The following is a 26,220-nucleotide window of genomic DNA, read 5'->3' as shown; positions in this document are numbered from 1 at the left end:
CCGGTCTAGCGTGCAAAGTCGTGCATGTGCTTGACTCCGCCGGTGCGCACCGGCGAGCTGTTCGACCTCCTCCGCGACGGAAGGCCCTGGACGCGTGCCCAGCTGGCCGAGGCCACCGGGCTGGCCCGCTCGACCGTGACCGCCCGGATCGACACGCTGATGCGCCTCGGACTGGTCGCCCCGTTCGGCGGCGCCCGGTCCACCGGCGGCCGCCCTCCCGCGCTCTTCGCGCTCAACCCGACCGCACGGCTCGTGGTGGGCGTCGACGTCGGCGCCACCCACGCCAGCGCCGCCCTCACCGACCTCAACGGCTCGATCCTCGGTGAGGTCGACGCCCGGATCGCGGTGGCCGACGGGCCGCAGCCCGTGCTCGCCTGGGTCGTGGAGTCGGTGGAGGCGCTCCTCGCCGACGCCAACCGCCCGGTCGAGGACCTCGCCGCGATCGGCATCGGCCTGCCCGGCCCCGTCGAGCACTCCACCGGGCGCCCGATCAACCCGCCGATCATGCCCGGCTGGGACCGCTACGACGTCCCCGGCCACCTGCAGCAGCACTACCCGGTGCCGGTCCTGGTCGACAACGACGTGAACATCATGGCGCTCGGTGAGCGCCGCCGGCACCTGCGCGACGTCGACGACCTGGTCCTCATCAAGGTCGCGACCGGCATCGGGGCCGGCATCGTCTCCGGCGGGGTGCTGCAGCGAGGCGCGCAGGGCACCGCCGGCGACCTCGGGCACGTCCGCGTGCCCGGCGCGGACGACGTACCGTGCCGCTGCGGCAACTCGGGCTGCCTCGAGGCCGTGGCCGCCGGCCCCGCGCTCGCCGCGGCCGTCCGCGCCCAGGGTGAGGAGGCTCAGACCGGCGGCGACGTCGTCGAGCTGGTCCGCGCCGGCAGCCAGGTGGCGATGGCCGTCGTCCGCCAGGCCGGCCGCGACATCGGCGAGATCGTGGCCACGATGGTCAACCTGATCAACCCGTCCGTCGTGGTCATCGGCGGGCAGGTCGCCGGCGCCGGCGAGCACCTCCTGGCCGGGATCCGCGAGTCGGTCTACCAGCGCTCGCTCCCCCTCGCCACCGAGCACCTGCGCATCGTGACCTCCCGCGCCGGCGGCGAGGCGGCCGTCCTCGGCGCCTCGGCGCTCGCCATCGAGCACGTCCTCTCCCCCGACGTCGTCGAGGCCGCCAGCGAGGCGCTCGCCGCGGCCGACGCCGAGGCGGAGGCCGCGGGCTCCTAGGCGCGCGACCGGGTCGACGTCGCGGCGTTGCGACCACCCGTGACTGTCAGGACGGTCCGGTGGTCGTGTGGGTGGTCGCGCGGTCCCTCGATGAGGACCGACGGGTCGTGCAGAGCCTCCGGTGGCGCAGCACATGCTGACTGCGTGGTGCGCTCGGATCACGCGGATGCAGTGCCTAGCTGCAGTAGCTGAACTCGTATCGCTCGCCCAGCTCGGACCGTAGCCGCGCCAGGAGCACCTGGGCTTCTGCATCGCGCCGCGTGAAGTCTCGGCGCCCATCCCAGCGCGTGCCCCAGTCCTCCAGGGCCAACGCAAGTCCCGGACTGAGGCCGAGCAACCGAGCTCCCTCTTCTGCGTCGGCGACCAGAAGTCCTTCATTCCACAAGGGCATGTCGGCTCCGAAGTCACCCATCAACCTGATCAGCGACCCGGCCCGCGGTGGCTCCCACTCCTCGACACCCGCGTGGGCCGCCGGTTCGTACGAGAGACGACACTCGAGGGTTGCGCGCTCGTCGGGACTGCCCACGGGGACCAGTCTGCCTCGAGAGGTCCGGGCATCGGCAGATGTGCGCTCATCGCGGCAGATCCAGATGTGGCCCTCTCGCTGACGTCATGACACCAGCTGCCTCCGCGACCGCTCTTCATGACGTCATGAGAACCATCGGTGAAGACCGCGAGATCTCATGACGTCCTGACATCGGCATGTGCGGATGTCACGGGGCAGCGCTCCGGTCGAGTTCATCGAGATGCCGCGACGGTCCGACCTGATGGCTCACGTCCGCATGACGAAGGTGAGGGTGTTGTCGGCGTGGATGGTCGTGACGTAGCGGCTGCTGTGGGCCAGGCGGTGGTGTCGTGGGCACAGGAGCCGGCCGTTGGTCAGGTCGGTGGGCCCGCCTCTGGACCAGGGGTCGTCGTGGTGGGCATGACAGCCCGACGCGGTGGTTTCGCAGCCGCGGGCGGTGCAGCCACCGTCCCTGATTCCGAGCGCGATCCTCTGCGCCTTGGTGTGCAGGCGGCGGGTGCGGCCCAGGTCCAGCGGCACGGACGTGGATCCGAGGACGGCGGGGATGATCCCGGCCTCGCACGCCAGCCTGCGCGCCTGACCCGCACTGATCCGGGTGCCGTCGTCCAGGACGGCAGTCGCTGAGTCGCCGAGCAGCTGCTCGAGGGTCATCGTGACCACCACGGTGGCGTTCACTCCCGCGGTCTGGGGTGACGCCTCGACCGGGTAGCGCTCGATGTACTCGATGAACGCCTCACCCAGCCTGCGCCGCAGCGGCTTCCACCCACCGTCCTCGTCGCAGTTCTTGTCCTTGAGGTCGGCGTCGGTGTGGCGGGCCGGGTTGGCCAGGGCGAGGAGGTGGCGCCGGAGCATCTTCGCGACGTGCGAGGGCACCACGAACGTGCCACGGCAGCGGCCTTCGCCTTCGCCGTCGTCGGTGAGGGTGAGGTCGGCGTCGGTGAACGCGCGCGCCTCCTCGGCCTCGAGGACGGCCTCCTCGTGGGACTCCCCGACCTCGGGGGCCACGACGTCGAGGATCCGCTTCCCGAGCACCCTCAGGTCCTTCGCGTCGTGTCGTGCAGCGTGGTCCAGCAGCACCGCCTCCGCCTTCGACCGGATGTCGGCGTCGACATGCTTCGGCAGGACGTCGACCGCGTCCACGATCACCCGCGCCTGCTCCACCCCGACGGTGCCTGCGGCCAGCGCGGAAGCCGTAGGCGCGTGCTGCTCAGTCGCGAGCGCGATGCCGAGCCTGGTCAGCCGGTTCGCCTCCGCGCGGGTCAACCCGCTGCGTCCGGCCCACCACTGGTGCGTGTGACGAGCACCCACGCTGTCGCCCAGCCGCCTACGGTCAGCCTCCGCGGCCGCGCGGCACTGCACGGCAGTGAGCCGTCCCGACGCAACCGTCACCCCGTCCAGCAGTCGCACCACGTCCGCGTCCGACAACCCACCCAGACCCAGGTCGTACAGCCCACCCAGCACCCCATCCAGACGACGCAGCAGCCCAGCCACCACCGGCGAGGCCCCGGCGTCGACACCTGGCGCACGCCACGTGACGCTCTCGGGCCGCTCAGACGGTGGGGCACTCACCAGACACAGACCTCTCCACGCCCTGGTGGCGCGGTCGACGACAGGAAACGGGGTCTGTGTCTGAGGTGTGTACGGCCGGAGATCGGCTATCTGGAGGACCCGAGCACGCTCGCTCGAAACTGTCTCGAGACTAGACGCGACCACCGACAGTCGGATCCGACGTCAGGGTGGGCCGGGTCTCGTGACGGTCGCCAACGCGACCTCCTCGACCAACGGCACGTCACGTGGCCTTGGTTTCGACACGCTCGCTGGGGCTCGCTGCTCAACCAGCGGCCGCGCTCGACAAGCGGCCCTGCTCGACCAGCGGGGAGCCTGTCAGCGCAGCTGGTAGTCCTTGAGCAGGCTGCGGCCGATGATCATCTTCTGGATGTCGGAGGTGCCCTCACCGATGAGCATGAACTTGACCTCGCGCATCAGGCGCTCGATCTCGTACTCCTTGGAGTAGCCGTAGCCGCCGTGGATCCGGAAGGAGTCCTCGACGACCTCGTTGGCGTACTCCGAGGCGACCATCTTCGCCATCCCGGCCTCGACGTCCATCCGCTCGCCGGTGTCCTTGAGCCGCGCAGCCTTGACCATCATGGTGTGCGCGACCTCGACCTTGGTCGCCATCTCCGCGAGCCGGAACAGCACGGCCTGGTGCTCGGCGATGGCCTTGCCGAAGGTCTTGCGCTGCTGGGCGTAGGCGATGCCGAGCTCGAAGCCGCGCCACGCCAGTCCGCAGGCGCGCGCAGCGACGTTGACCCGGCCGACCTCGACGCCGTCCATCATCTGGAAGAAGCCCTTGCCCGGCTCGCCGCCCAGGACCTGCTCGGCGGCGATCTGGTGGCCCTCGAGGATGAGCTCGGTCGTCTCGACGCCCTTGTAGCCCATCTTCTCGATCTTGCCCGGCACGGTGACGCCCTGCGCGGTCTCCCCGAAGCCGGCCTCCTTCTCCACCAGGAAGGTCGTCATGTTCTTGTACACCGACTCCGCACCCTCGTCGGTCTTCGTCAGCAACGCGACCAGGGTGGACGTGGCGCCGTTGGTCAGCCACATCTTCTGACCGGTGATGGAGTACGACCCGTCGTCGGCCCGCGTGGCCTTGGTGGACACCGCCGACACGTCCGAGCCCAGCCCGGGCTCCGACATCGAGAACGCACCCCGCACCTCACCGGTCGCCATCCGCGGGAGGTACTTCTGCTTCTGCTCGTCCGTGCCGTGCTGGATCAGCATGTAGGCGACGATGAAGTGGGTGTTGATCACGCCCGAGACGCTCATCCAGCCGCGCGCGATCTCCTCGACCACCAGCGCATAGGTCAGCAGCGACTCCCCCAGCCCACCGAACTCCTCCGGGATCGTGAGCCCGAAGACGCCGAGCTCCTTGAGCCCCTCGATGATCTCGGTCGGGTACTCGTCAGCGTGCTCGAGCTCCTGGGCCACCGGGATGATCTGCTCGTCCACGAACTGGCGCACGGCCTTCAGGATCTCGGTCTGGTCCTCGGAGAGGCCATCGGTCTGGCAGAGACGGGGCATGTGGAACTCCTCGGCGCTCGCGGGTGCAACGCTTGCTGACTCTAGTTACCCGCCGGTCACCTGGGCAGGGCCGTCGCCCGAGACGGATGTCACATCGTCCCGCGGCTCGAGCGGCTTGTGCTGGGGCGTGGTCCACGGCCGCTCGTCGCGCCTGCGGCGACGCGACGACCGCCAGCTCACCAGCGCCAGGCCCAGCCCGATCAGCGTGCCGACGCCCGCTCCGAGGAGGCCCAGCGTGAGACCGGGCGGACGGTAGGTGAGGTCCACCGTGCCGCTCGCGCCGGCCGGCAGGGTGACGACCAGGAGCCCGGCGTCGGTGCGGGTGACCGACAGCGGCTTGCCGTCGAGGTCGGCCGACCAGCCGGGCCAGGCGAGCATCGAGAAGATCAGCTCGCCACCGTCGGCGGCCGAAGTCACGTCGACGCGCTCGTGCAGCGTCGTACGGGTGTCGGCGCTCGCGACCTCGACGCCGTCGGAGACCCACGACAGCTCGGAGCCGGCGTAGGGCTGCTCGCCGTCGTGGCGCAGCACGATCGCCTTGTCGTCGCGCGACTCCTCGGTCCAGCCCTCGGCCGGGGTGACGCCCTCGGCGAGCTTCGGCTGGACGACGATGGTGTCGAGCTTCATCAGGTCCGCGAGAGACGGCTGGCCGGAGCCGCCGACCTTCCAGAGGTTGCGGTAGCCGCAGGCCTGGGTGAGGCCGTCGTACTCCATGCAGAACGTGCGGGTGAACGGCACGAACCCCATGCCGGTGTAGTTGTTGACCGCCTCGACGCCGGCAGGGTGGTACATGCTGCCGGGCAGGAACGTGTCCCACTGCTTCTCGAGCTTGGCGACCTGCCCCTTGTTCTGCAGCGGCTTGAGGTCGGCGAACTGCATCAGCCGGCCCTCGCGGTCGGCGAAGGTCTTCTGGAGCGCGGAGACGTCGCTCGGCACGTGCCACACGCGCGAGCTGGCGTTCTCGCCGAACACCCCGACCTGCATCGCGAGCACGGCACCCACGCCGCCGATCGCGACGAGGGAGACCAGCGCGGTGCGGCGTACGACGAGGTGCGCGGCGAGCGCGACGACGGTCAGCGCGGCCACGACGGCGGTCCCGAGGGCGGCACGACGCAGCGCCGCGGGGTCCTGCGACCAGGTCAGCCAGCCGAGCGCCACCACGACGAGGCCGGTGCCCACGAGGCGCGGGCGCATCGTCGAGCGCGCGAGCCCCTGGCTGAGCAGGATCGCGAACACGACCATGACGCCGAGGTAGAAGTACTCGATGACCCGCAGCGGCCAGCGGAAGAGCCACAGCTTGCTCGGACCGAGCGTCATCGCGAGGTAGACGACGGTGATCAGGCCGAGGCCGGTGAGCTCGCGCGCGCGGCGCCTGATCACGTCGTAGCGCAGCCACGGCAGCAGCGGCAGCACGAACCAGGCCAGGAAGGTCGCCGGCACCATCATCGGGCCGGTGATCGCCCGGATCGGCGGGGTGTGCAGCGGCGAGCTCGCCGCCAGCAGGTCGCCGGCCGTGGGACGGAGCTTGCCGCTGTTCTCGAAGAGCGCACCGGCGGAGCGGACCGCGAGGTCCGACGACTCCAGCAGCGGCAGGTAGACCAGCGGCAGGAACGCCGCGACCGCGATCCCGGCGAGCGCGAGCCGGACCACGCCGCCCCACGAGCGCAGCACGATCCCCTCGACGACCAGCGCGGCGCCGATGGTGATCACCGCGAGGGTGCCGTAGGGGTTGCCGTTGAGGACCGCGAGGAGCCCGGCGAGGAACGCCCAGAACGGGCTGCCGACCCCGCGCAGGGTGCGGCGGAAGGTCAGCCACACCCACGGCGCGTAGGCGAACGCCATCAGGCCCGACGGCCAGGAGCCGGCGTCCCAGAAGAGCGTGAAGCCGGAGAACGGCAGCGCGATCGCGACGGCCGCGGACGGGGCGGGAGCGCCGTCGTACTCCCGGGCGAGGAGATAGGTGCCGAGGGCGAGCAGCACCATGACGACGGCCTTGACGGCGTAGGTCGACAGGGCGAGGTCGGGACCGAAGGAGACGGTGAGCCAGACCAGCACGTTGAGCGGGTTGTAGGTGCCGAACAGGGCCTCAGCGACGTAGTTGCCGCCGGCCCACGACTCCGGGTCGAGCCACAGCGGCCACTGGCCCCCGCGGACCATCTCGCCGAAGTGCCACCACGTCGGTGCGAACTGCGCCGCGGTGTCACCGCGCTGGTAGAACCAGCCGGTGATCACGTAGGGGACGGCGGTGTAGACGGCCGTCACCACGATGACGAGGACCGGCCAGATCCAGCCGGTGCGGGGCGAGTCGTGCTCCTCCGACCTCGCCGTGGCCGCCCGCCGCCTGCCGCCTCCACGGGCGGCGGTCGTCTCGGTGGTCGTGCTGGTCTCGCTCACGCCTGCTCGCTCCGTTCGGTGCCGTGCCCTTCCTCGAGCGCCTCGTGCTCGCGCCCGAGGACGCTGGTCACGGGGGCGTCGAGCTCGCTGCTCTCCTTGAGGAGGAACAGCGGCCGTTGCTTGGTCTCGGCGTAGATGCGCCCGAGGTACTCCCCGATCACGCCGAGGACGATGAGCTGGACGCCACCGAGCGCGGTGACCGCGCAGATCGTGGTGACGTAGCCGGGCACGCTGTTGCCGTTGACGATCGCGTCGACCAGCACCCACAGGGCGTAGCCGACGGCGATCGCGGTGACGACGATGCCGAGCCAGATCGACATGCGCAGCGGCCGGTAGTTGAACGACACGACCCCGTCGATGCCGTAGTTGAACAGGCTGCGCAGGCTCCACTTGGTGGCGCCGGCCTCGCGGGAGACGTTCTCGTAGTCGACGACGGCGGTCGGGAAGCCGATCCAGGCGAAGAGGCCCTTGGAGAAGCGGTTGGTCTCCCCCAGGGTCAGCAGCGCGCGGACCGCGCGGCGGTCGAGGACCCGGAAGTCGCCGACGCCGTCCTCGAGCTCGACCTCGACGAGCCGGTTCATCATCTTGTAGTAGAGCCGCGAGAGGGCGGTGCGCACGACCGGGTCGTCGGTGCGCGTGCGACGGGCGACGACCTGGGAGTACTCGCCGGACTCGAGCAGCGGCAGCATCTGCGCGAGCAGCGTCGGGGGGTGCTGGAGGTCGGCGTCCATGATCGCGACCTTGTCGCCGCGCGCGTGGCTGAGACCGGCGAGCATCGCCGACTCCTTGCCGAAGTTGCGGCTCAGCGAGAGGTAGCGGAAGCGGGGGTGGGCGCGGTGCACCTCGCGGAGCATCGGCAGCGTGCGGTCGCGGCTGCCGTCGTCGACGAGGATCACCTCGAAGTGCGGGGTCAGCGCGGAGAGCTCCTGGGTGAGGACCTCCACCAGGCGCGGCAGCGACTCCTCCTCGTCGTAGCAGGGCACCACCACGGACAGCTCGATCGGCATGGCCGTCATGCTCCCATCACCTGCCCGGTCGTACGACGCTCCAGCACCGTGGCGACGTCGCGCTCGAGCGCATCGACGATGCGCGCCAGCGGCACCTGGAGCGAGGTGTTCTCGCGCACCGCGACCTCGAGGGAGTCGACCGACTCCTCGAGACCGGCGAGCTCGTCCAACCCGGTGGCCGTGGCGACCCTGCCCTGCACGCGGCGGCGTACGCCGCTGCCCAGCCGCTCCAGGCGGCGCTCCGTGCGGGTCACAGCGACCGGCCCCGGTAGGTCCGCAGCGCCGACATGGTGATCTCCTCGTCCTGCTGCGCGGCCGGCAGCAGCAGCTGCGCCACCACGTCGGACAGCGTCGCGACGCGCAGGTGGAGCGCACGCGAGGCCTCGACCTCCGCCTCGAGCTCGGCGATGCGCTTCTCCAGGCGGGCGACGCGCCGGTCCCGCACCGGGGAGGCGAGCCGGGCCAGCGAGCCCCGGACAGCCACCTTGACGCGACCGGCGGGCTCCTCGACCTGCGCGGTCGGCGCCGGCGTGCGGACGTCGGCGCCGGCCTCGCGGGCCCACACCAGCAGGTCGGCCAGGGCGAGCGCGGCCGACTCGGCGACCTCGGAGTCGGCGACCTCGCTGGGCAGCCGGCCGTTCGCCGGAGCAGGCCGGAGGTCCTCGAGGTCGCCGTGGACCTGGTAGCCGGCGGCGGTGATCGCGGCGATCGCGGCGTCCGCCTGGACCGCGGCCTCGTCGGCCTGGGCGGGGGTGAGCCCGATCGGCTCGCGGCCGATCGGGGCGAGGATCGTGTGGGCCAGCAGGTCGCGCACCCACAGCGACTTCTGCCGGCCGCCCGTGATGCGGCCGTCGACGGCACCGTTGACCCGGCGCAGCAGCTCGGCCTCGACCACGCCGAGCGACTCGTTGGCGCGCTCGACCCCGAGGTCGAGGTCGTCGACGCCGGTCAGGCCGGTCGCGCTCGCGAAGCGGTGCCACAGCTCGTCGGCACCCGCCGAGCGGGCGGGGACGGTCACGACGTGGACCTGCGAGGCGGGGAGGTCGGCTCCCCAGCGCGCGGCGACGTTGGCCGGCTGCATCGTGCGCCAGCCCCACTCGCTGTCGACGGCGGACTCCTGCGGCGGCGACCACGCGTCGAGAGGCTTGGTGATGCCGAACTTGAGCTGCTCCTGCCACGACGAGGCGATGGCCTTGCCGAGGTCGCGAGCAGAGACCACGACGTGGACCTCGATGCCGTCGAGCCGCTCCAGCGCGGTGCGGACCTGCTCGACCGAGGCGTTGGCGAACAGCTCGTAGCTCACGATCGCGGCGTCGCCCTGCCACTCGCGCACCTGCTCGGTGACGCGGTCCCACGCGTCCGCCGCGGCGGCGGGGAGGTCGGCCAGCCGCTGGTCGCCGCGCACCGCCATCGCGGCGTGGATCAGCTCCAGCCGCGGCCCGACCACGAGCACGCCCGCCCTGGCCAGCGCCGCCCTGTTGTGGTCCAGCACCTGCTGGATGAAGGTGGTGCCCGACTTGGGACCACCCACGTGGAGATGTACGACCTGCGTCATCGCTGCGTCCGACCGTCCTTGCCCTGATCCGTGGCCTGCTGTGTCGCCCCGGGGTACTCGACCATCATCCGCCAGCTCGCCGGGCTCCCCGAGCGACTGGCCCGGGACGCCGCGGCGAGTCCCTCCCGGAGCACCACGCGGCCGCCGCTCGCAACGACGTCGGCGACGACGTCGTGCGGGTCGACGGGCCACAGTCGCGGCGACCCGGTGCGCTCCTGCGCGGCGCGGCACTCCTGCGGCGTCCGGCTCATGCCCTCGACGTAGACCCGACCGCCCTCGGCGAGCGCCATCGAGGCGAAGCGCCACACGAGCGACCGCGAGCGCGGCGGCACGGCCTCGAGGACGCGGCGCACCGTGACGACCTTGCGGCCCTTCTGGCGCGCGGCGAGCGCGCCGACGGTGAGCACGTCGCGCTCGTCGAGCAGGTTGACCACCCGGCGGCCGACGTCGGAGGGCAGGTCGATCTCCTTGCCGCCGAGCGCGTGCTTGCCCGGGTGGGCGTAGTCGTAGCCGATCGCCTTGGCGCCGGCGCGGTGGTAGAGCCGCAGGTCGGCTGACGAGCCGGAGCCGACGTCGAGAACCCGCAGGTCGTCGTCACGATCGTCGTCCAGGGCACCGTCGGCGGTGAGCTGGTCGACGACCCAGCGGGCGAACGGGCTCGGCCGCGCGCCGGCGGCGCCGACCTGACCGTTGAACTGGGTCCAGTCGCGCCGGTTGGTCATCACCGAGCTGAACCAGCCGTCGAAGCGGTCGAGGACCTCGCGCGAGGGCTGGTGCCGGAACGACGGGTCGGGCACCTTCCAGCCCGGGCCGTAGGAGACCGTGAGCATCCGGTCCGGGTCGGCAGGCGCCGGCATCCCACGCCCCTCGAACTCCAACGCCCGGAGCGGCAGGATCGCCGAGCGCGGCACCCGCTCCCGCACGGTGGCGGTCTCGTGGAGCAGGTCGCCGACGTAGAAGCAGGTGTAGATGTCGATGCCGTCCTCGCCGCCGTCGGGGGCGTCGTAGACGACGGTGATGAAGCTCGCGGTCTTGTGCTTGACCGAGATCCCGGCGTCGACCAGCGCACGGGCGACATCCCAGATCTCGACCGCCATCTCGGCGGGGGTCTCCTTCTCGGAGAGGAAGCAGAGGTCGATGTCGCTGTCGTGGCCGATCACCTTGCCGGAGCGTGCCGCGCCGAGCAGCGTGCCGAAGGAGATCCAGCCCTCGAGCCCGCACGAGTCGCGCATGACGCCGAGGACCCGCTCGGCCATGGCGGTCATCGCCTCGACGGCGCCGCCCTCGCGGCGGGTCTCGAAGATCCGCTGGGTCAGGCCCCACTTGTCGATGATCACCGGGTTGCCGAACCGGTCGACGAGCTCGACGCGCCCCTCGCCCGATCCGAAGGTGACCTCCTGGCGGAACACCTCGGCGTCGTCGACCGTGACGCTGACGAGCGAGACGCCGTCGAGCCGCGCGCGGAGCCGCTTCGGCCACGGGATCGTGACCGGGTCCACGCCGTCCTCGACGGCGACCGACCATCCGCGCCAGCCGTCGAAGTGGACGTCGAGCGAGCCGTCGAAACCGCGCTCGAGGTGGAGTCCGTCGTCGTCGACGCGCTGCACGCTCGCCCTCACCACGACTCCTCCCCTGCTACCGCCCCGCTGTCCGGCTGCCCGGCCCGCTGACGCGATGCCCGGGCAGCCGGGACATTACTGCACGGTGAACCGCGAGGAGACCACCGCGTGGTCGGTCGTGCGCCGCACCTGGGCACCCTGGTTGACCTCGGTGTTGTCGAAGGTCCCGCCCTTGCCGAAGATCCAGTCGACCCGCATGGCCGCGGGCGGCTGGCACTTGTTGCCGGCGGTGTTGCCACCGACGGCAGCGTTCATCTGGGTGGGGCAGGCGATGCGGCGGAACGCCTTGACGTGCTCGTTGAGGTCGCCCGTCACCAGGATCGGCAGGCCGTCGCCGCCGAGCTGCTTGACGACCTGCTTGATCGTCTCCATGCCCTTGTCGCGGTCGTCCTGCATCTTGCCGGGCGAGAGGTGCGCGTTGACCCAGTAGACCTCGCGGCCGGTCGACCTGTTCTTCAACCGGACCAGGGCCTGCGGGCGTGAGGACTTCATGAAGGGCATCTGCAGCGTGGTGCCCCACACCAGGGACCACTCGGAGTCCTTCCACATCACCGACTGCGGTGCGGCGTCGTAGCCCATCGAGTTGCCGGGGTAGAGCGTGAAGTCGCCGTTGGTGGCCACGTCCAGGGACGTGATCTGGTCGGGCTGCGGCTCCGAGAGGCCGATCAGCGTCGAGCCGCGCTGGTTGATGAGGTTCTTGGCCCACTCGGCGCGGACGCGCCCGGGTGCGAAGTTGGGACGGGCACCGCCGGGGGCCGTGTGCTGGCTGCCGAGCAGGTTGAAGGTCATCACCTCGACGGCCATGGCGTCGCGCTTCGAGCCGCGCCGGGCCTTCGCGCTGACGTCGGGACGGGTCGCGATGGCGTTCTTGACCACCTTGGTGGGTCCCCACTTGCGCATCTGCTGGGTGCTGACCGCCGGGACCGGGCCCCACGTCGCGGCCGCGGCCGGCATCGAGGCCTGGGTGATCGTGCCGTTGCCGAGCTGGCCGACGTCGTTGGCGCCCCAGCAGCCGGCACCCTCGGCGCACAGGTGCAGCCAGCCGCCGGTGACCTTGCCGGTGGCGACGACGCCCGCGGCGACCGGAGTGCTCGAGCCGCTGCCGCTCGCGGCGGGGCCGAGCTGGCCGTAGCGGTTGTCGCCCCAGCACAGGACCTGGCCGTCGGTGCGCACCGCGCACGACGCCGTCACGGCCGTGCCGACGGAGGTGTAGGAGCCGCTCGCGCTGACCTGGACCGGCTTGGCGGAGTTGGTGCGGGTGCCGTTGCCGAGCTCGCCGTTGGAGTTCTCGCCCCAGCACCAGACCTGGCCGGTGGGCGTGACGCCGCAGGTGCGGCCCCACGTCGCGGAGAGCTGGGAGAACTGCAGGCCGCCGGTGACGACGGTCGGGCGGTTGCGGTTGGTGATGGTGCCGTCGCCGACGGACCCCATCGAGTTCTCGCCCCAGCAGTACGCCGTACCGCTGGAGGTGGTGCCGCACGACGTCCAGCCGCCGGCGGTGACGGAGGTCCACACCTGGTCGCCGAGCACGCGGACCGGTGCCGTGCTGCGGGCGCCGTTGGTGCCGCCGCCCAGCTGGCCGCGCTCGTTCTGGCCCCAGCACCACGCGGAGCCGTCGGCCATCGTCGCGCAGGCGTGCTGCCAGCTCGCCGAGACGTCGCTCCAGGTCGTGCCGGTGCCGACCTGGCGCGGCAGCACGCTGGTGACCTTGTCGGCGCCGCCGAGCTGGCCGAAGTTGTTGAGGCCCCAGCACCACAGCGTGCCGTCGAGCTTGACGCCGCAGGTGAAGCTGCCGCCGGTGGAGATGCGGGCCCAGCCGGTGCCGACGACCTGCACGGGGCTGACCCGCAGGGTGGTCGTGCCGTCGCCGAGCTGGCCGAAGTCGTTGCGGCCCTGGCACCAGGCGGTGCCGTCGGGCCGGACCGCGCACGAGGACTGCCCGCCGGCCGCGGCGCCGCTGGAGGGCTCGCGGACCAGCACGGTCAGGACGTGGGTGGTCGGGACGGTCGCCGGGGAGACGCCGGCGAGCGTGTAGGTGATCGGGTAGCTGCCCGGGGCGTCGAGCTGGCCGGAGACGACACCGGTCTCGCTGAGGCTCAGCCCGGCCGGGACGCTGACCGGCGTGAAGCGGGCCGCGGGGGCGGTGGTCGACCCGCCGGCGACGCCGAGCTGGGACGAGATGGGCGTCTTGACGCTGGCCACGACCTGCTGGGTGGTGGGCACGGGCCAGAGCGCGGCACGCGCCCACGCCCGGTCGGCCGCCGTACGCATGGCGGAGCGGGAGTACTTCGAGCCGTACGACAGCGAGAGCTTGAGCGCCTTGGTCGCGGCGACCTTGCTCGGGTTGCAGATCAGGTCGCCCTTGTGGCACACGGAGACCGCACCGAAGGTGTCGGTGGCCGACGGCACGTCACCGCGCGACTTCGTGAAGCGGGTGAGGATGCCCTCGGAGTTCTTCGCGGCCGCCGGGCTGCCGAGCGGGCGACCTGCCGACGACTTCCGCACGCGGGTGGGGTCGGACACGGTGACGGCGCCGACGACCTTGCCGAGCGCGTCCTTCTTGTCCAGGTCCTGGAGCACCTGGTGGACGACCGCGGCGCCCTGGGCGTAGCCGACGAGCATGACCTGCTGGTCGGGGCACGAGCCGAGCTGGCCGTTGACCAGCTTGCGGGTGGCCTTCACACCGGAGCGGATCGGCTTCTTCCAGCGCTTCAGGCCCGCCTTGGAGACCGCGGAGGCACCGGCCCCGCGCTTGGTGCGCAGGGTGACGACGGCGCCGGGCGTGGAGATCCGGACCCGCTTGACCGTGACCGAACGACCCTGCTTCTGGGCCGTCGACCGGAGCTTGTTGGTGATCGCCGAGACGGCCTGGCCGGGCGTGTCCTTCTTGCCCTGGCCGTTGCCGTCGACCGCGACGACGAGCAGGTTGGCGCAGGCCGTCGCCTTCTTCGAGGAGGCGGGCGACTGGGTCGGCTGGGCCGGGTCCGCTTGGGCCGGCGCGCTGGTGGCGCCGGCCAGGAGGAGACCGGCCACCAGGCCGACCGTCGCGAGCTGAGCGACCCTCGGTGCGAACCCTGTGACGGGAGACTCCTTGCGGATTCTGCGGGTCCGGGCTCGCACGGGGGTCATGTCAGTTCTCCTCCTTGATGAGGGCGTAGGGGTCGACACCGCGCTCCTTGGCGCGCTGCTCGACCATGGCGTCGTACGCATCGGTGGCCGCGACCCGGGCCTCGTAGGTGTTCAGCGAGTCGAGCGACCCGGCCGTGACACGACCGGTCGGCGACGACGCGTTGTTGCCCGGGTGCTCCGGGCCCCACGCGGCGGGCCGGTGGGTGAACATGTAGTCGATCCACTGCATGTAGCGGTTGGTGACCCACTTCTGGCGCACGATGCCGACCACCTCGTCGCTGGCGATCGCCACCGACGTCCAGTTGGCCGAGCCGTTCCAGACGATCTTCGCGCCGGGGTCGCCGGCGTAGTTGCCGCTGATGGCCATCGACTTCATGTGGACGTAGCGGTCGTAGAGGCCGTCGTCGTTGTTGTCGTAGGCGAGGTGGGTCAGCGGGACCTTGGCGGCGCGCATGATCCGCAGGACCTCGTTGCCGAACATGGCGTAGACGAGGCGGATGTTGCAGCCCTGGCGCTTGAGCTGGGCGATCTTGTTGGCCAGCGCGAGGCCGCGGTCGCCGTACATCGAGGTCTGGGCGATCCGGATCCGGGTGGTGCCGGACGCGTTGGTCGTCGCGCCCTTGCACGAGACCTGGTTGAGCACGTCCATGATCGGGTCGCCGGTGATGCCCTTGCCGATGTAGGGGTAGAAGCCGGTGGCGATCACACCGTCGTCGTAGCCCGTCACCGGGTTCTTGATCGGGGTGTCCTTCGTCATCTGGTTGAAGACGTCGAGGAAGTTCTTGTAGCGCGGCTCGTCGTTCTTGATCGTGAAGAGGTCGTTCCACTGGATCGTGGCGCCGAGCTCAGTGGCGTTGTAGGAGCCGTACATCGTCACCCAGCGCACGGTCTTGACCGGCGACTTCTTGCCGCCGCGCTGCACGCGCACCTTGTTGAAGAGGAAGAACTTCGAGTGCGGGATGCCGTGCTTGCCCCGGCACGAGCCGATGCAGCGGCGCAGGAAGCTCTTGTCCGACTTCGACCGCTTCTTGTTCCCCTGCTTCAGGGCGGCGGCCAGGCGCGCGGCGTCCTGGTTGGGGTTGTTCGGGTTCCAGTTGGCGCGGTCCATGACGACCTGCACGCTCACCTTGCGCTGGTGGGCGCGGATGAGGGCGTTCGTGATGGCGGCGCTGCGCACGTTCCACGCGGAGATGCGGATCTTGCCGCCCCGCGGGACCGAGTCGATGGTCTTGTTGACCTGCATGATCAGCCGGCGGACGGAGTCCTGCTTGCCGTAGGGGTTGTTAAACGCCGGCCCCGACTTCGGGACGTACTTCTCCGGCGTGCCGCCCTTCGGCTTCGCCTGGGCAGGCGCCCCGGCCAGCGTCACCGCGACCAACGCGGTGGCGACGAGGATGATCATCTTGCGCACGGCTGTTTCCCCACTGATTCGTGTGTGTCCTGGCGGGCGACGGGCGAGGCGACTGCGCGCACGCGTCATCGATTCCCGGGACGAACGATTGCTGACTGTATCTCAATTTTCACTTCAGTCACATGAGCACCACTGGTACGCGGTGCATGCGGCTGGAGACTGGGCGGTGGTCGGACACGTGACGACGTGCGGGTCCGCGTATGGGACGCGGCTCAGGCCCCGCAGGTTGTCAGGATCTTCTGGAAGTCCTTGTCGCGGGCGAGCGGGACCTCCGACTCGGTGATCACCTCGCCCTTGGCGGCGTAGAAGTTGCGCTGGTAGGTGACGAGGCGCTGCCCCGAGGAGCAGTGGTAGACCATCGCCTGGACCCACTTGTCCTTCTCGGCGTCCTGGCACCCGTCGTACTTCTCCGGGAGCGTCGCACCGGCGACCCACACGTCGGCGCACGCAGGCCCGGCGGGCTCGGTCGGGGTCTCGCTGGTCGACTCCGACGGGGTCTCGGTCGGGGTCTCGCTGATGCTGGTCTCACCCGCGGACGGGTCCTCGGCGGTGCCGCTGTCGTCCGAGCCGCAGGCCGTCAGACCCAGGCCGGCGACGAGGGTGAGGGCCGCTGCGGCCCAGTGGTGCGTCGAGATCGTGCGTGTCATGGCGTGTCCCCCGGGCTCGTGACGCTGACGTCGGCGTGGATCATGTAGTGATCGCTGATCCTCGCCAGAGTAGCCCCGTCCTGGACATAGCCCGAGAAGCTCACGCCGTTGCCGCCGCCGCCCATGATCCAGTCGACGCGCAGCGGGCCGCCGGGCAGCGAGCAGCCCGGGCCGCCACCGTTGGCGGCGAGGAAGCCGGTCGCGTTGCAGACGTTGTAGAAGAACTTGGTGTGCTCGTTGACGTCGCCGCCGATGATGACCGGGTCGCCGGTCGACGCCATCAGCTCCTTCATCAGGTTGATCGCGATCGCGGTGCCCGCGTCGCGCTCGCCCTGGAGCCGACCCGCCGAGGTGTGGATCGAGATGACGTAGAACTCCGCACCGGTGCCGAGGTCCCGGAGCCGCACCCACGGCATCGGGATGGCCTGGCTCGCGAAGGTGAAGGTCACCGAGCCGCCGTCGACCATCTCGAACTGCGAGGCGCGCCAGGCGATCTGGAGGCGCTGGCCGTTGCTGCCGAGGGTCTGCTGGGGCCAGATGGAGTACCCGGCCATCCGGTTGTTGAGGACCGCGAGCTGGTCGTCCTGGACCTCGGACATCGTGATCACGTCGATGCCCCGGCTCATCACCAGGCCGGCCGCCATCGCCGCCCGGTCGGTGCCGGGTCCGTAGCCGCCGGGGCCTGCGGTGTGCTGGCTGCCGAGGATGTTGAGGGCGCCCACGCGGAAGCTGGAGGTCTTCTCCATCGCGGCGATCCGCGCCATGCGGCGCATCCGCTTGGCCTTCTGCTTGGCCTTGCGCGCGGCGATCCGGGCCTGGCGGTGGCGCTCCTGCACGACCACCACGCCACGCCGCGCCGCCGAGTTGTCCAGGGTCCGTGCCTTGCGGGCCTTCAGCCCGCGACCGGCGTCACGGCGGTCGCTGCGCGAGACGCCCGGCGTGTGCGTCGCGGCCACCTCCTGCGCAGCCGCGCTCGTCGGCTGGTCGACCGCGCCCGACTGGTCGTCCCCGGGGAGCAGGACCAGCGAGGCCACCATCAGCGCCGTCACCACGACCGCCGGCAGCAGCAGCCGCCACGAGGACCACCCGGACCTGGTCGGGCGAGCTGGCTTGTCCGCCCGTCGGCTGGGCGCGCGGTGGGAGGGCACGGGGGAGAGAGATCCTTCGGCGTCGGTCGCGAGTCCCCCACACGGACGAGGTGGGGCGAGGTGGGGGCCGATCGAGGGTAACCCAAATGCGCTCCGCGCTCACGTCCTTGAGAACATCCCCGCGACCGCGCGGGGAGGCGCGGGAGGTGCGCCCACCCGGACCGCTACCGTTGCGCGGGTGAGCGCCACCCCGACCCGCGTCTTCGTGGCCCGGCTCGTCGGGCTGCCGATCTTCGACCCCCAGGGCGACCAGGTCGCGAAGGTGCGCGACCTGGTGGTCGCGATCCGCACCGAGACCAGCCAGCCGCGCGTGCTGGGCCTGGTCGCCGAGGTCTTCGGCCGCCGGCGGATCTTCGTGCCGATGACGCGGATCACCGCGATCGACAGCGGCCAGGTCCACACGACCGGCCTGCTGAACATGCGCCGCTTCCAGCAGCGCGGCACCGAGACGCTGGTGATGGGCCAGATGCTGGACCGCACCGTGACGATCAAGGACTCCGCGAAGGACGGCGGGGTCACCGGGCTCGTCTTCGACGTCGCCATGGAGCAGGCCCGCAACCGCGACTGGGTGATCTCGCGCGTGGCGATCCAGGAGCCGAGCAAGGGCTTCCGCCGGCGCGGCCAGACCCACGTGGCCGAGTGGCGCGACGTCACCGGCCTCACCGCGGCCGAGCCCGCCCAGGGCGCCACCCACCTGATCGCGGCGCTCCACGACATGCGCCCGGCCGACGCGGCGAACATGATCCACGAGCTCCCGCCCGAGCGGCGTACGGCCGTGGTGGCCGCGATGGACGACGAGCGGCTCGCCGACGTGCTGGAGGAGCTGCCCGAGGAGGACCAGGTCGAGATCCTCGAGCACCTCGACTCCGAGCGCGCCGCGGACGTCCTGGAGGAGATGTCGGCCGACGACGCCGCCGACCTCATCGCCGACCTCAACCCGGAGACCGCGGCGACGCTGCTCGGGCTGATGGAGCCCGACGAGGCCGAGGACGTCCGGCGCCTCATGTCCTACGACGACAACACCGCGGGCGCGATGATGACGCCCGAGCCGGTGATCCTCTCCCCCGACGCGACCATCGCCGACGCGCTCGCCCACGTGCGCAACCCCGAGCTCACCCCCTCGCTGGCCGCGCTCGTCTACGTCTGCCGCCAGCCGCTCGAGACGCCGACCGGCCGGCTGCTCGGCGCCGCGCACATCCAGCGGCTGCTGCGCGAGCCGCCCTCGACCCTGGTCGCCGCCGCGCTCGACGACTCCATGGACCCGCTCCGCCCGGACGCCACCATGGACGAGGTCGCCGCCCACCTCGCCACCTACAACCTCGTCGCCGCGCCCGTCGTGGACGACGAGGGCCGGCTGCTCGGCGCCGTGACGGTCGACGACCTGCTCGACCACATGCTCCCCGAGGGCTGGCGCGACCGCGCGCCCCGACCGGGCCGGATCAACGGCGGCCCGACCGCGGGGAGGGCCGGATGAGCGACACCCGCCGCACGCGCCTGGACACCCCGCGCGACACCCGCCGCCAGATCGTCAGGCGTCCGGCGGTCGACGCCGACGCGTTCGGCGTCTTCGCCGAGTCGTTCGCCCGCTACATGGGCACCGCCAAGTTCTTGCTCTGGATGACGGCGTTCGTGGCCGCCTGGATCGTGTGGAACGTGCTGGCTCCCTCGAGCCTGCGCTTCGACGAGTTCCCCTTCATCTTCCTGACGCTGATGCTCAGCCTCCAGGCGTCCTACGCCGCGCCGCTGATCCTGCTCGCGCAGAACCGCCAGGAGCAGCGCGACAAGGTCGTCGCCGAGCAGGACCGGCAGGCCAACGCGCGCGCCCACGCCGACATGGAGTTCCTCGCCCGCGAGGTCGCCTCGCTGCGCATGGCCGTCGGCGAGGTCGCCACCCGCGACTTCCTCCGCTCGGAGCTGCGCGGGCTCCTCGGCGACATCGAGGACCTGTCCCGCAGCGAGGCCGCCGATCCTGTCGTCGGGGAGACCCCGCCCACACCCGGCGACCAGGATCCCCGGTCGACCCCGTGATCCCACGGGTCGGCTCGTAGACTTCCCGATCATGAGCACCCCCACGCAGCAGCAGGTGATGGACGCGCTGGCGACCGTCAACGACCCGGAGATCAAGCGACCGATCACGGAGCTGGGGATGGTCGACTCGGTCGAGGTCGCCGACGACGGCTCCGTCGCCGTCCACGTGCTGCTCACGGTGGCCGGCTGCCCGCTCAAGGACACGATCAACCGCGACGTCACCGCCGCCGTCACGAAGGTGCCCGGTGTGGCGTCGGTCGACCTCACGCTCGGCGTGATGACCGCCGAGCAGCGCGCCGGACTCAAGGAGATCCTCAGCGACGGCCGCGCCCAGCGCGAGATCCCGTTCGCCCAGCCCGGCTCGCTGACCAAGGTCTACGCGATCGCCAGCGGCAAGGGCGGCGTGGGCAAGTCGTCGGTGACGGTCAACCTCGCCCTCTCGCTCGCCGCGCAGGGCCTCCGGGTCGGCGTCGTCGACGCCGACATCTACGGCCACTCGGTCCCCGCGATGCTCGGCGTGGCCGACACCCGCCCGACCCAGGTCGACGACCTGATCATGCCCGTCCCGACCCCGAGCGGCGTCTCGGTGATCTCCATCGGGATGCTCAAGCCCCGCCGCGACCAGGTGGTCGCGTGGCGTGGCCCGATGCTCGACCGCGCGCTCGTGCAGATGCTCGCCGACGTCTACTGGGGCGACCTCGACGCGCTCCTGCTCGACCTGCCGCCCGGCACCGGTGACGTCGCGATCTCCCTCGGCCAGCACCTGCCGAGCGCCGAGGTCATCGTGGTGACCACGCCGCAGGAGGCCGCGGCCGAGGTCGCCGAGCGCGCGGGGACGATGGCCTCGATGATGCACCAGCGCGTCATCGGCGTGGTCGAGAACATGAGCTACCTCCCCTGCCCGCACTGCCCGCCCGAGGACGACCACCGCCTCGAGGTCTTCGGCTCCGGGGGCGGCGCGCGCGTGGCGCAGACGCTCTCCGAGCGGTTCGGCTACGACGTCCCGCTGCTCGCACAGGTGCCGCTCGACATCTCGCTGCGCGAGGGCGGCGACGTCGGCAAGCCGATCGTGGAGGCCGACCCGACCGCCCCCGCGGCACGCGAGCTCACCAAGATCGCGACGACCCTGTCGGGCCGTGGCCGCGGACTCGCCGGGATGCAGCTGGGCCTCACCCCGTCGAGCAAGTTCTAGCCAGTAGGTTCTGACGCATGTTCGACATCGGGTTCATGGAGATCGCGGTGATCCTGCTCGTCGCCGTCGTCGTGCTGGGCCCCGACAAGCTCCCCGACCTCGCGCGCCAGGCCGCCCAGCTGCTCCACCGTGCACGCGGGCTCGCCCACAACGCCCGCGACGAGCTCCGCAGCGAGCTCGGCCCGGAGTACTCCGACCTCCAGCTCCGTGACCTCGACCCGCGCACCATCGTGCGCAAGCACATCACCGAGGCGATGGCCGAGGTCGACCGCGAGCAGGCGGAGAAGGCCGAGAAGGAACGCCTCCCCGAGGGCCAGCTCCCGCCCTACGACGTCGAGGCCACCTGAGCCTGCCGCCGACCTCGTGAGGTCAGTCCTCGCGCCGCTGCACCGCCACGAGGGCGTCGTACGGCACCAGGAACGTCTCACCCGAGGTCGCGCGCCACTCCGCGAAGTCGGCGCCCACCCGCTGCACCCACGCCTCGTGGCGCGAGCCGTCGACCAGGTGCACCAGGCACCGCTCCCCCGCGTCGCCGATCCGGCGCAGCGCCGCGCCCAGGCCCAGCCGGTCGACCGGTGACCACGCCACGTCGGGCACCGAGCGCTCGCTCGCGCCGCGGACCGCGGAGACGAACCGCAGCGGCACCACCCAGTCCTGCCCCTGCGCGCTGAGCAGGCACCACCCCTCGCCCACCCGGGCCAGCCGTCCCTCCAGCCGTCCGACGTGCGGCAGGTCGATCGCGACGTCGTGGCCGACGGAGGCCATCATCCGGCTCGCCAGCGTCACCGAGCCGTACTCCGCGCGCGCCCGGTCCGCGAGCTCCGCCTCGCGCTCGTCCTCCCACGCGGCCGCGGCCTGACCCTCGAGGTCGTCGAGCAGCGCGAACAGCTCGTGCTCCCAGGACATGTCCCGAGCCTAGCGACGGGAGACGGAGTCGACCGTCGCGTGGCGAGGGAGGTCGAGTGCCGCCGCGACCGAGGAACGAGGTCGCGACGCGGTGTACCGAGACCCCGGGCACCTTGACGACGTCAGTCGGACGCCGAGCCGCGCGATCGACCGGTTGACCGCGCGCCAACCACGTTGTGGAGAAACCTTTGACAACACCCGTGAACGTTCGTTGAATGATGCAAACGCACGCAAACGAAAGGTTCGGGTCGTGTCTCGGGGCAACATCAAGGTCTGGCGACCGCTCGCGGTCTGGCTCGGCGTCACCGGCGCCGGCGTCGCGACGGCGACCGCGGTGCCCGGCGCCTGGGTGTCCGCCCTCGACGACTCCTCGGCCGTCCCCACGGCCGACGTGGTCGTCGCGGGGTGCACGACGGCCCTCGCCGCGGCGCTGGGCTGGCTCTGGGTGGTCACCACGGCCACCGTGGTCGAGCTGATGGCCGGCAGCACCCGGGTCGGCGGTGGGACGACCCGGCGGCTGGTGCTGGTGGCCTGCGGCGCGGCTGTCGTCGCCGGGGCGGGCGTCCCGGCCCTGGCCGCGGACGACCCGGCCGGCGCCGAGCTCCTCGGCGGGCTGCCGATGCCCGAGCGGGCCGTCGCCCGCGCCGACCGTCCTCGGCCGGCACCGGAGCCGGCCCCTGCACGGGCGCGCCCGGCGAACGCGGTCGCCGACCACTACGTCGTACGCCCCGGGGACTCGCTCTGGTCGGTCGCGCAGGCCCACCCGGGCGGCGATGCCGACATCGACCGGCGCTGGCGCGAGATCTGGCAGGCCAACCGCGACGTCGTGGGCGACGACCCCGACCTGATCCTCCCCGGCCAGGCGCTCCGCCTGCCGGCACCCGAGAAGAACACCGACAGCCAGACCGACACGGACGGAGACCGATGATGACGACCACCGCCAGGTCCGCCACGACCCCGGGAGCCGAGGTCATCCTGCTGCGCCCCGAGGGGCCCGCGGCGAGCGTGCAGGGCGCGCTGGCGCTCGACCTGACCCCGCGCACCGCTCCCCCGCGGCCACGACCCCGGCTCGCGCACACCAACGACCTGGTGGCCGCCGGCACCGCCGACCGCCAGCAGGTCGACGCGATCATCGCGCGCTACCTCGCGGCCGTCGTGGAGATCGCCGCCGGCGACCGGCCGGTGAGCCAGGTGCTGCGCCACTCGCTCCCGCAGGTGTACGACGACCTCGCCGCGCGCGCCCGCACGGTGCGGGCGGCCGCCGGGGCGGGCACCTCACGGGTGAGCGGCCCGAACCCGGCCCGGCCGGTGATCCTCAGCGTGCGCACCGCCCTCATCCGCGACGATGCAGCCGAGGCCAGCGCGCACGTGCGCTACGGCCGTCGCTCGCGCGCGGTCGCCGCCCGGTTCGAGGTCGTGCGGGACCGCTGGCAGTGCGTGGCGCTCACCTTCGGTTGAGCGACTCCGGCCGGCTGCTCAGCCACCCATGGTGGCGCGGCCGGTGGCCCCGCCCGGAGCACCGTGGCAGCGCTTGAACTTCTGGCCCGAGCCGCAGGGGCACAGCGAGTTGCGGCCGATCCCGGCGAACTCGTCGTCCTCGGCAGCGGCACCTGCGACCACCTCGGCGTCGCCGTCCTCGGACGGGGCGCTGTAGGAGAGGTTCTGCGGACGCTTGGGCTTGTCGAGGCCCTTGGCCCGGATGGTCGGGGTGTGCGGCTGCTGGGCGGCGCCGCTCTGCGCCTCCGGCGCGTGGGCGGCGGCCTGGGCGAAGTCGATCTGCGGCGTCGCCACCGAGATGGTCGGCGCCGGAGCCTGCTCCTCCTCCTCCACCTCGACCTGGAGGTTGAACAGGAAGCCGACCGACTCCTCCTTGATGCCGTCCATCATGGCGGCGAACATGTCGAAGCCCTCGCGCTGGTACTCCACGAGCGGGTCGCGCTGGGAGTAGGCCCGCAGGTAGATGCCCTCGCGGAGGTAGTCCATCTCGTAGAGGTGCTCGCGCCACTTGCGGTCGAGGACGGAGAGCACGACGCGACGCTCGAGCTCGCGCTGGACCTCGTCGCCCATCTCGTCCTCGCGACGGTCGTAGGCCTCCTGGATGTCCTTCTGGAGGTCCTCGATGAGCTTCTCGCGGCTGAGCCCGTCGACCCCTCCGGCCTCCTTCAGGACGCCCTCCTTGGTGAGGCCGACCGGGTAGAGCTGGCCGAGGCCCGTGAACAGGCCGTCGAGGTCCCAGTCCTCCGCGTAGCCCTCGGTCGCGCCGCTGACGTAGCCGGTGATCACGTCGTCGATGAAGCCGCGGATCTGCTCGCCGAGGTCGGCGCCCTCGAGGACGCGGCGGCGCTCGGCGTAGATGACCTCGCGCTGGCGGCTCATCACGTCGTCGTACTTGAGGACGTTCTTGCGGGACTCGAAGTTCTGCGACTCGATGTTGGCCTGGGCGCCGGCGATGGCGTTGCTGACGCGCTTGGCGTCGATCGGCACGTCGTCGGGGACCTTGAGGACCGTCAGGATCCGGTCGACCCACTCGGACTTGAACAGCCGCATCATCTCGTCCTCGAGCGAGAGGTAGAACCGGGACTCGCCCGGGTCTCCCTGGCGTCCGGAACGACCACGCAGCTGGTTGTCGATGCGGCGCGACTCGTGGCGCTCGGTGCCGACGACGTAGAGACCGCCGAGCTCGCGCACCTCGTCGTGCTCGCTGGCGACCTGGGCCTTGATCCGCTCGACCATCGCGGGCCACGCCTCGTCGTAGGCCTCGGGCTCCTCGACCGGGTCGAGGCCCTGCTTGCGCAGCTCCTGGTCGGCGAGAAAGTCGACCGAGCCGCCGAGCATGATGTCGGTGCCTCGACCGGCCATGTTGGTGGCGACCGTGACCGAGCCCTTGTGGCCGGCGAGCGCGACGACCTTGGCCTCGTCGGCGTGCTGCTTGGCGTTGAGGACCGTGTGCGGGATGCCGCGCTTCTTGAGCAGGTTGGCGAGGTACTCGGACTTCTCGACCGACACGGTGCCGATGAGGACCGGCTGGCCCTTCTCGTGGCGCTCGGCGATGTCGTCGGCGACGGCCTCGTACTTCGCCTCCTCGGTCCGGTAGACGAGGTCGACGTTGTCGACGCGCTGCATCGGGCGGTTGGTCGGGATCGGGGTCACGCCGAGCTTGTAGATCTTGTCGAACTCGGACGCCTCGGTCATGGCCGTACCGGTCATGCCGGAGAGCTTGTCGTAGAGGCGGAAGTAGTTCTGGAGCGTGATCGTGGCGAGGGTCTGGTACTCCTCGCGGACCGTCACGTTCTCCTTGGCCTCGATGGCCTGGTGGAGGCCGTCGTTGTAGCGGCGCCCGGCCAGGATCCGGCCGGTGTGCTCGTCGACGATGAGCACCTCGCCGTCCATGACGACGTACTCCTTGTCGTTGCGGAACAGCTCCTTGGCCTTGATGGAGTTGTTCAGGAACGAGATGAGCGGGGTGTTGACCGAGTCGTAGAGGTTGTCGATCCCGAGGTGGTCCTCGACCTTGGTGATGCCGGGCTCGAGCACCGAGATGGTGCGCTTCTTCTCGTCGACCTCGTAGTCGGTGTCCTTGACGAGCTTCTTGGTCAGCTTGGCGAACTCGGCGTACCACTTGACCTCGTCCTGCGTCGGACCACTGATGATCAGCGGGGTCCGCGCCTCGTCGATGAGGATCGAGTCGACCTCGTCGACGATGGCGAAGTTGTGGCCGCGCTGCACGCACTCCTCGACGGAGTCGGCCATGTTGTCGCGCAGGTAGTCGAAGCCGAGCTCGTTGTTGGTGCCGTAGGTGATGTCGCAGGCGTAGGCCTCGCGACGCTCGGCCGGGCGCATCGACGGCAGGATCACGCCGGTGGTGAGGCCGAGGAAGTGGTGCACGCGGCCCATCTGCTCGGACTGGAACTTCGCGAGGTAGTCGTTGACGGTGACGACGTGGACGCCCTTGCCCTCGAGGGCGTTGAGGTAGGCCGGCAGCACCGCGACGAGGGTCTTGCCCTCACCGGTCTTCATCTCGGCGATGTTGCCGAGGTGCAGGGAGGCGCCGCCCATGACCTGGACGTCGAAGGGGCGCATGCCGAGCACGCGCTTGCTCGCCTCGCGGACGGTGGCGAAGGCCTCCGGCATGATGTCGTCGAGGGTCTCGCCCGCCTCGAGCCGCTCGCGGAACTCGTCGGTCATCGCGCGGAGCTCGTCGTCGCTCATCTTGACGAAGTCGTCCTCGATGGCGTTGACCGCCTTGGAGATGGCTTCGAGCTCACGGAGGATCTTGCCCTCGCCGATGCGGAGGAGCTTGTCGATGATGGCAGGCACGAGTGGTAACTGTACCTACCGTCCCAA

The 26,220-nt window shown here is 71.2% G+C and carries 20 protein-coding genes; 7 read left to right on the top strand and 13 right to left on the bottom strand.

What is annotated here, in order from left to right:
* The first annotated feature begins 42 nt into the window (after positions 1 to 42).
* On the top strand, positions 43 to 1,233 hold the full coding sequence (locus tag BLV76_RS13600) for an ROK family transcriptional regulator (RefSeq protein WP_245734679.1): 1,191 nt from the start codon (positions 43 to 45) through the stop codon (positions 1,231 to 1,233).
* A 772-nt stretch (positions 1,234 to 2,005) separates the two neighbouring features.
* Here BLV76_RS13600 and BLV76_RS13590 read toward each other — a convergent pair.
* The 11 genes from BLV76_RS13590 to BLV76_RS13540 form a co-directional block, all read right to left on the bottom strand.
* Complete coding sequence (locus BLV76_RS13590) at positions 2,006 to 3,148, bottom strand: HNH endonuclease signature motif containing protein (protein WP_281246182.1); 1,143 nt, start codon at positions 3,146 to 3,148, stop codon at positions 2,006 to 2,008.
* A 495-nt stretch (positions 3,149 to 3,643) separates the two neighbouring features.
* Positions 3,644 to 4,840, bottom strand: a complete 1,197-nt coding sequence (locus BLV76_RS13585; protein ID WP_090969606.1) for an acyl-CoA dehydrogenase family protein — start codon at positions 4,838 to 4,840, stop codon at positions 3,644 to 3,646.
* 45 nt (positions 4,841 to 4,885) lie between these two features.
* Entirely contained in the window at positions 4,886 to 7,234 is a 2,349-nt protein-coding gene (locus tag BLV76_RS13580; RefSeq protein WP_090969605.1) for a YfhO family protein, read from the bottom strand.
* Positions 7,231 to 8,241, bottom strand: coding sequence for a glycosyltransferase family 2 protein (locus BLV76_RS13575; RefSeq protein ID WP_245734678.1), 1,011 nt, complete (start codon positions 8,239 to 8,241; stop codon positions 7,231 to 7,233). Before BLV76_RS13575 ends, BLV76_RS13580 begins: the two co-directional genes overlap by 4 nt.
* Before the next feature lie 5 nt (positions 8,242 to 8,246).
* A complete protein-coding gene (locus BLV76_RS13570; RefSeq protein ID WP_090969604.1) occupies positions 8,247 to 8,495 on the bottom strand; it encodes a hypothetical protein in 249 nt (82 codons plus the stop codon).
* A complete protein-coding gene (locus tag BLV76_RS23135; RefSeq protein WP_245734677.1) occupies positions 8,492 to 9,796 on the bottom strand; it encodes a DUF6752 domain-containing protein in 1,305 nt (434 codons plus the stop codon). Before BLV76_RS23135 ends, BLV76_RS13570 begins: the two co-directional genes overlap by 4 nt.
* A complete protein-coding gene (locus tag BLV76_RS13560) occupies positions 9,793 to 11,415 on the bottom strand; it encodes a hypothetical protein (protein WP_090969603.1) in 1,623 nt (540 codons plus the stop codon). Before BLV76_RS13560 ends, BLV76_RS23135 begins: the two co-directional genes overlap by 4 nt.
* A gap of 75 nt (positions 11,416 to 11,490) precedes the next feature.
* A complete protein-coding gene (locus BLV76_RS13555) occupies positions 11,491 to 14,448 on the bottom strand; it encodes a cutinase family protein (protein ID WP_175539679.1) in 2,958 nt (985 codons plus the stop codon).
* A gap of 97 nt (positions 14,449 to 14,545) precedes the next feature.
* Complete coding sequence (locus BLV76_RS13550; RefSeq protein ID WP_245734924.1) at positions 14,546 to 15,946, bottom strand: phospholipase D-like domain-containing protein; 1,401 nt, start codon at positions 15,944 to 15,946, stop codon at positions 14,546 to 14,548.
* A gap of 221 nt (positions 15,947 to 16,167) precedes the next feature.
* Entirely contained in the window at positions 16,168 to 16,602 is a 435-nt protein-coding gene (locus BLV76_RS13545; RefSeq protein ID WP_090969600.1) for a hypothetical protein, read from the bottom strand.
* Positions 16,599 to 17,750: an exonuclease/endonuclease/phosphatase family protein gene (locus BLV76_RS13540; protein ID WP_139306574.1), complete on the bottom strand. Its 1,152-nt coding sequence runs from the start codon at positions 17,748 to 17,750 to the stop codon at positions 16,599 to 16,601. The genes BLV76_RS13545 and BLV76_RS13540 overlap by 4 nt, the downstream gene beginning before the upstream one ends.
* A gap of 178 nt (positions 17,751 to 17,928) precedes the next feature.
* Between BLV76_RS13540 and BLV76_RS13535 the strand changes: the two genes are divergently transcribed.
* The 4 genes from BLV76_RS13535 to BLV76_RS13520 are packed head-to-tail and all read left to right on the top strand — an operon-like array spanning position 17,929 to position 21,317.
* The gene (locus BLV76_RS13535; protein ID WP_090969598.1) at positions 17,929 to 19,224 is read left to right on the top strand and encodes a magnesium transporter MgtE N-terminal domain-containing protein; all 1,296 of its coding nucleotides are present in this window, start codon (positions 17,929 to 17,931) and stop codon (positions 19,222 to 19,224) included.
* A complete protein-coding gene (locus BLV76_RS13530; protein WP_090969597.1) occupies positions 19,221 to 19,778 on the top strand; it encodes a DUF1003 domain-containing protein in 558 nt (185 codons plus the stop codon). Before BLV76_RS13535 ends, BLV76_RS13530 begins: the two co-directional genes overlap by 4 nt.
* 31 nt (positions 19,779 to 19,809) lie before the next feature.
* Positions 19,810 to 20,970 carry an Mrp/NBP35 family ATP-binding protein gene (locus tag BLV76_RS13525; RefSeq protein WP_090969596.1) on the top strand — a complete coding sequence of 387 codons (1,161 nt, stop codon included), beginning with the start codon at positions 19,810 to 19,812 and terminating at the stop codon, positions 20,968 to 20,970.
* Positions 20,971 to 20,987: 17 nt separating this feature from the next.
* A complete protein-coding gene (locus BLV76_RS13520) occupies positions 20,988 to 21,317 on the top strand; it encodes a sec-independent translocase (RefSeq protein WP_090969595.1) in 330 nt (109 codons plus the stop codon).
* A gap of 22 nt (positions 21,318 to 21,339) precedes the next feature.
* Here the strand turns inward: BLV76_RS13520 and BLV76_RS13515 are convergent, their stop codons facing one another.
* Positions 21,340 to 21,876: a hypothetical protein gene (locus BLV76_RS13515; protein WP_090969594.1), complete on the bottom strand. Its 537-nt coding sequence runs from the start codon at positions 21,874 to 21,876 to the stop codon at positions 21,340 to 21,342.
* A 250-nt stretch (positions 21,877 to 22,126) separates the two neighbouring features.
* Between BLV76_RS13515 and BLV76_RS13510 the strand changes: the two genes are divergently transcribed.
* Both BLV76_RS13510 and BLV76_RS13505 read left to right on the top strand, forming a co-directional pair.
* On the top strand, positions 22,127 to 22,804 hold the full coding sequence (locus BLV76_RS13510; RefSeq protein ID WP_217630340.1) for a LysM peptidoglycan-binding domain-containing protein: 678 nt from the start codon (positions 22,127 to 22,129) through the stop codon (positions 22,802 to 22,804).
* On the top strand, positions 22,804 to 23,334 hold the full coding sequence (locus tag BLV76_RS13505; RefSeq protein WP_090969593.1) for an Rv3235 family protein: 531 nt from the start codon (positions 22,804 to 22,806) through the stop codon (positions 23,332 to 23,334). Before BLV76_RS13510 ends, BLV76_RS13505 begins: the two co-directional genes overlap by 1 nt.
* Before the next feature lie 18 nt (positions 23,335 to 23,352).
* Here BLV76_RS13505 and secA read toward each other — a convergent pair whose 3' ends face one another.
* Entirely contained in the window at positions 23,353 to 26,193 is a 2,841-nt protein-coding gene (gene secA / locus BLV76_RS13500) for a preprotein translocase subunit SecA (protein ID WP_090969592.1), read from the bottom strand.
* Positions 26,194 to 26,220 lie beyond the last annotated feature (27 nt).

Origin of the sequence: Nocardioides exalbidus (assembly GCF_900105585.1) — a bacterium.
GTDB classification, from domain to species: Bacteria; Actinomycetota; Actinomycetes; order Propionibacteriales; family Nocardioidaceae; genus Nocardioides; species Nocardioides exalbidus.
Note: the sequence above shows the minus strand (reverse complement) of the source record. Positions and strands in the feature narration are given on the sequence as shown.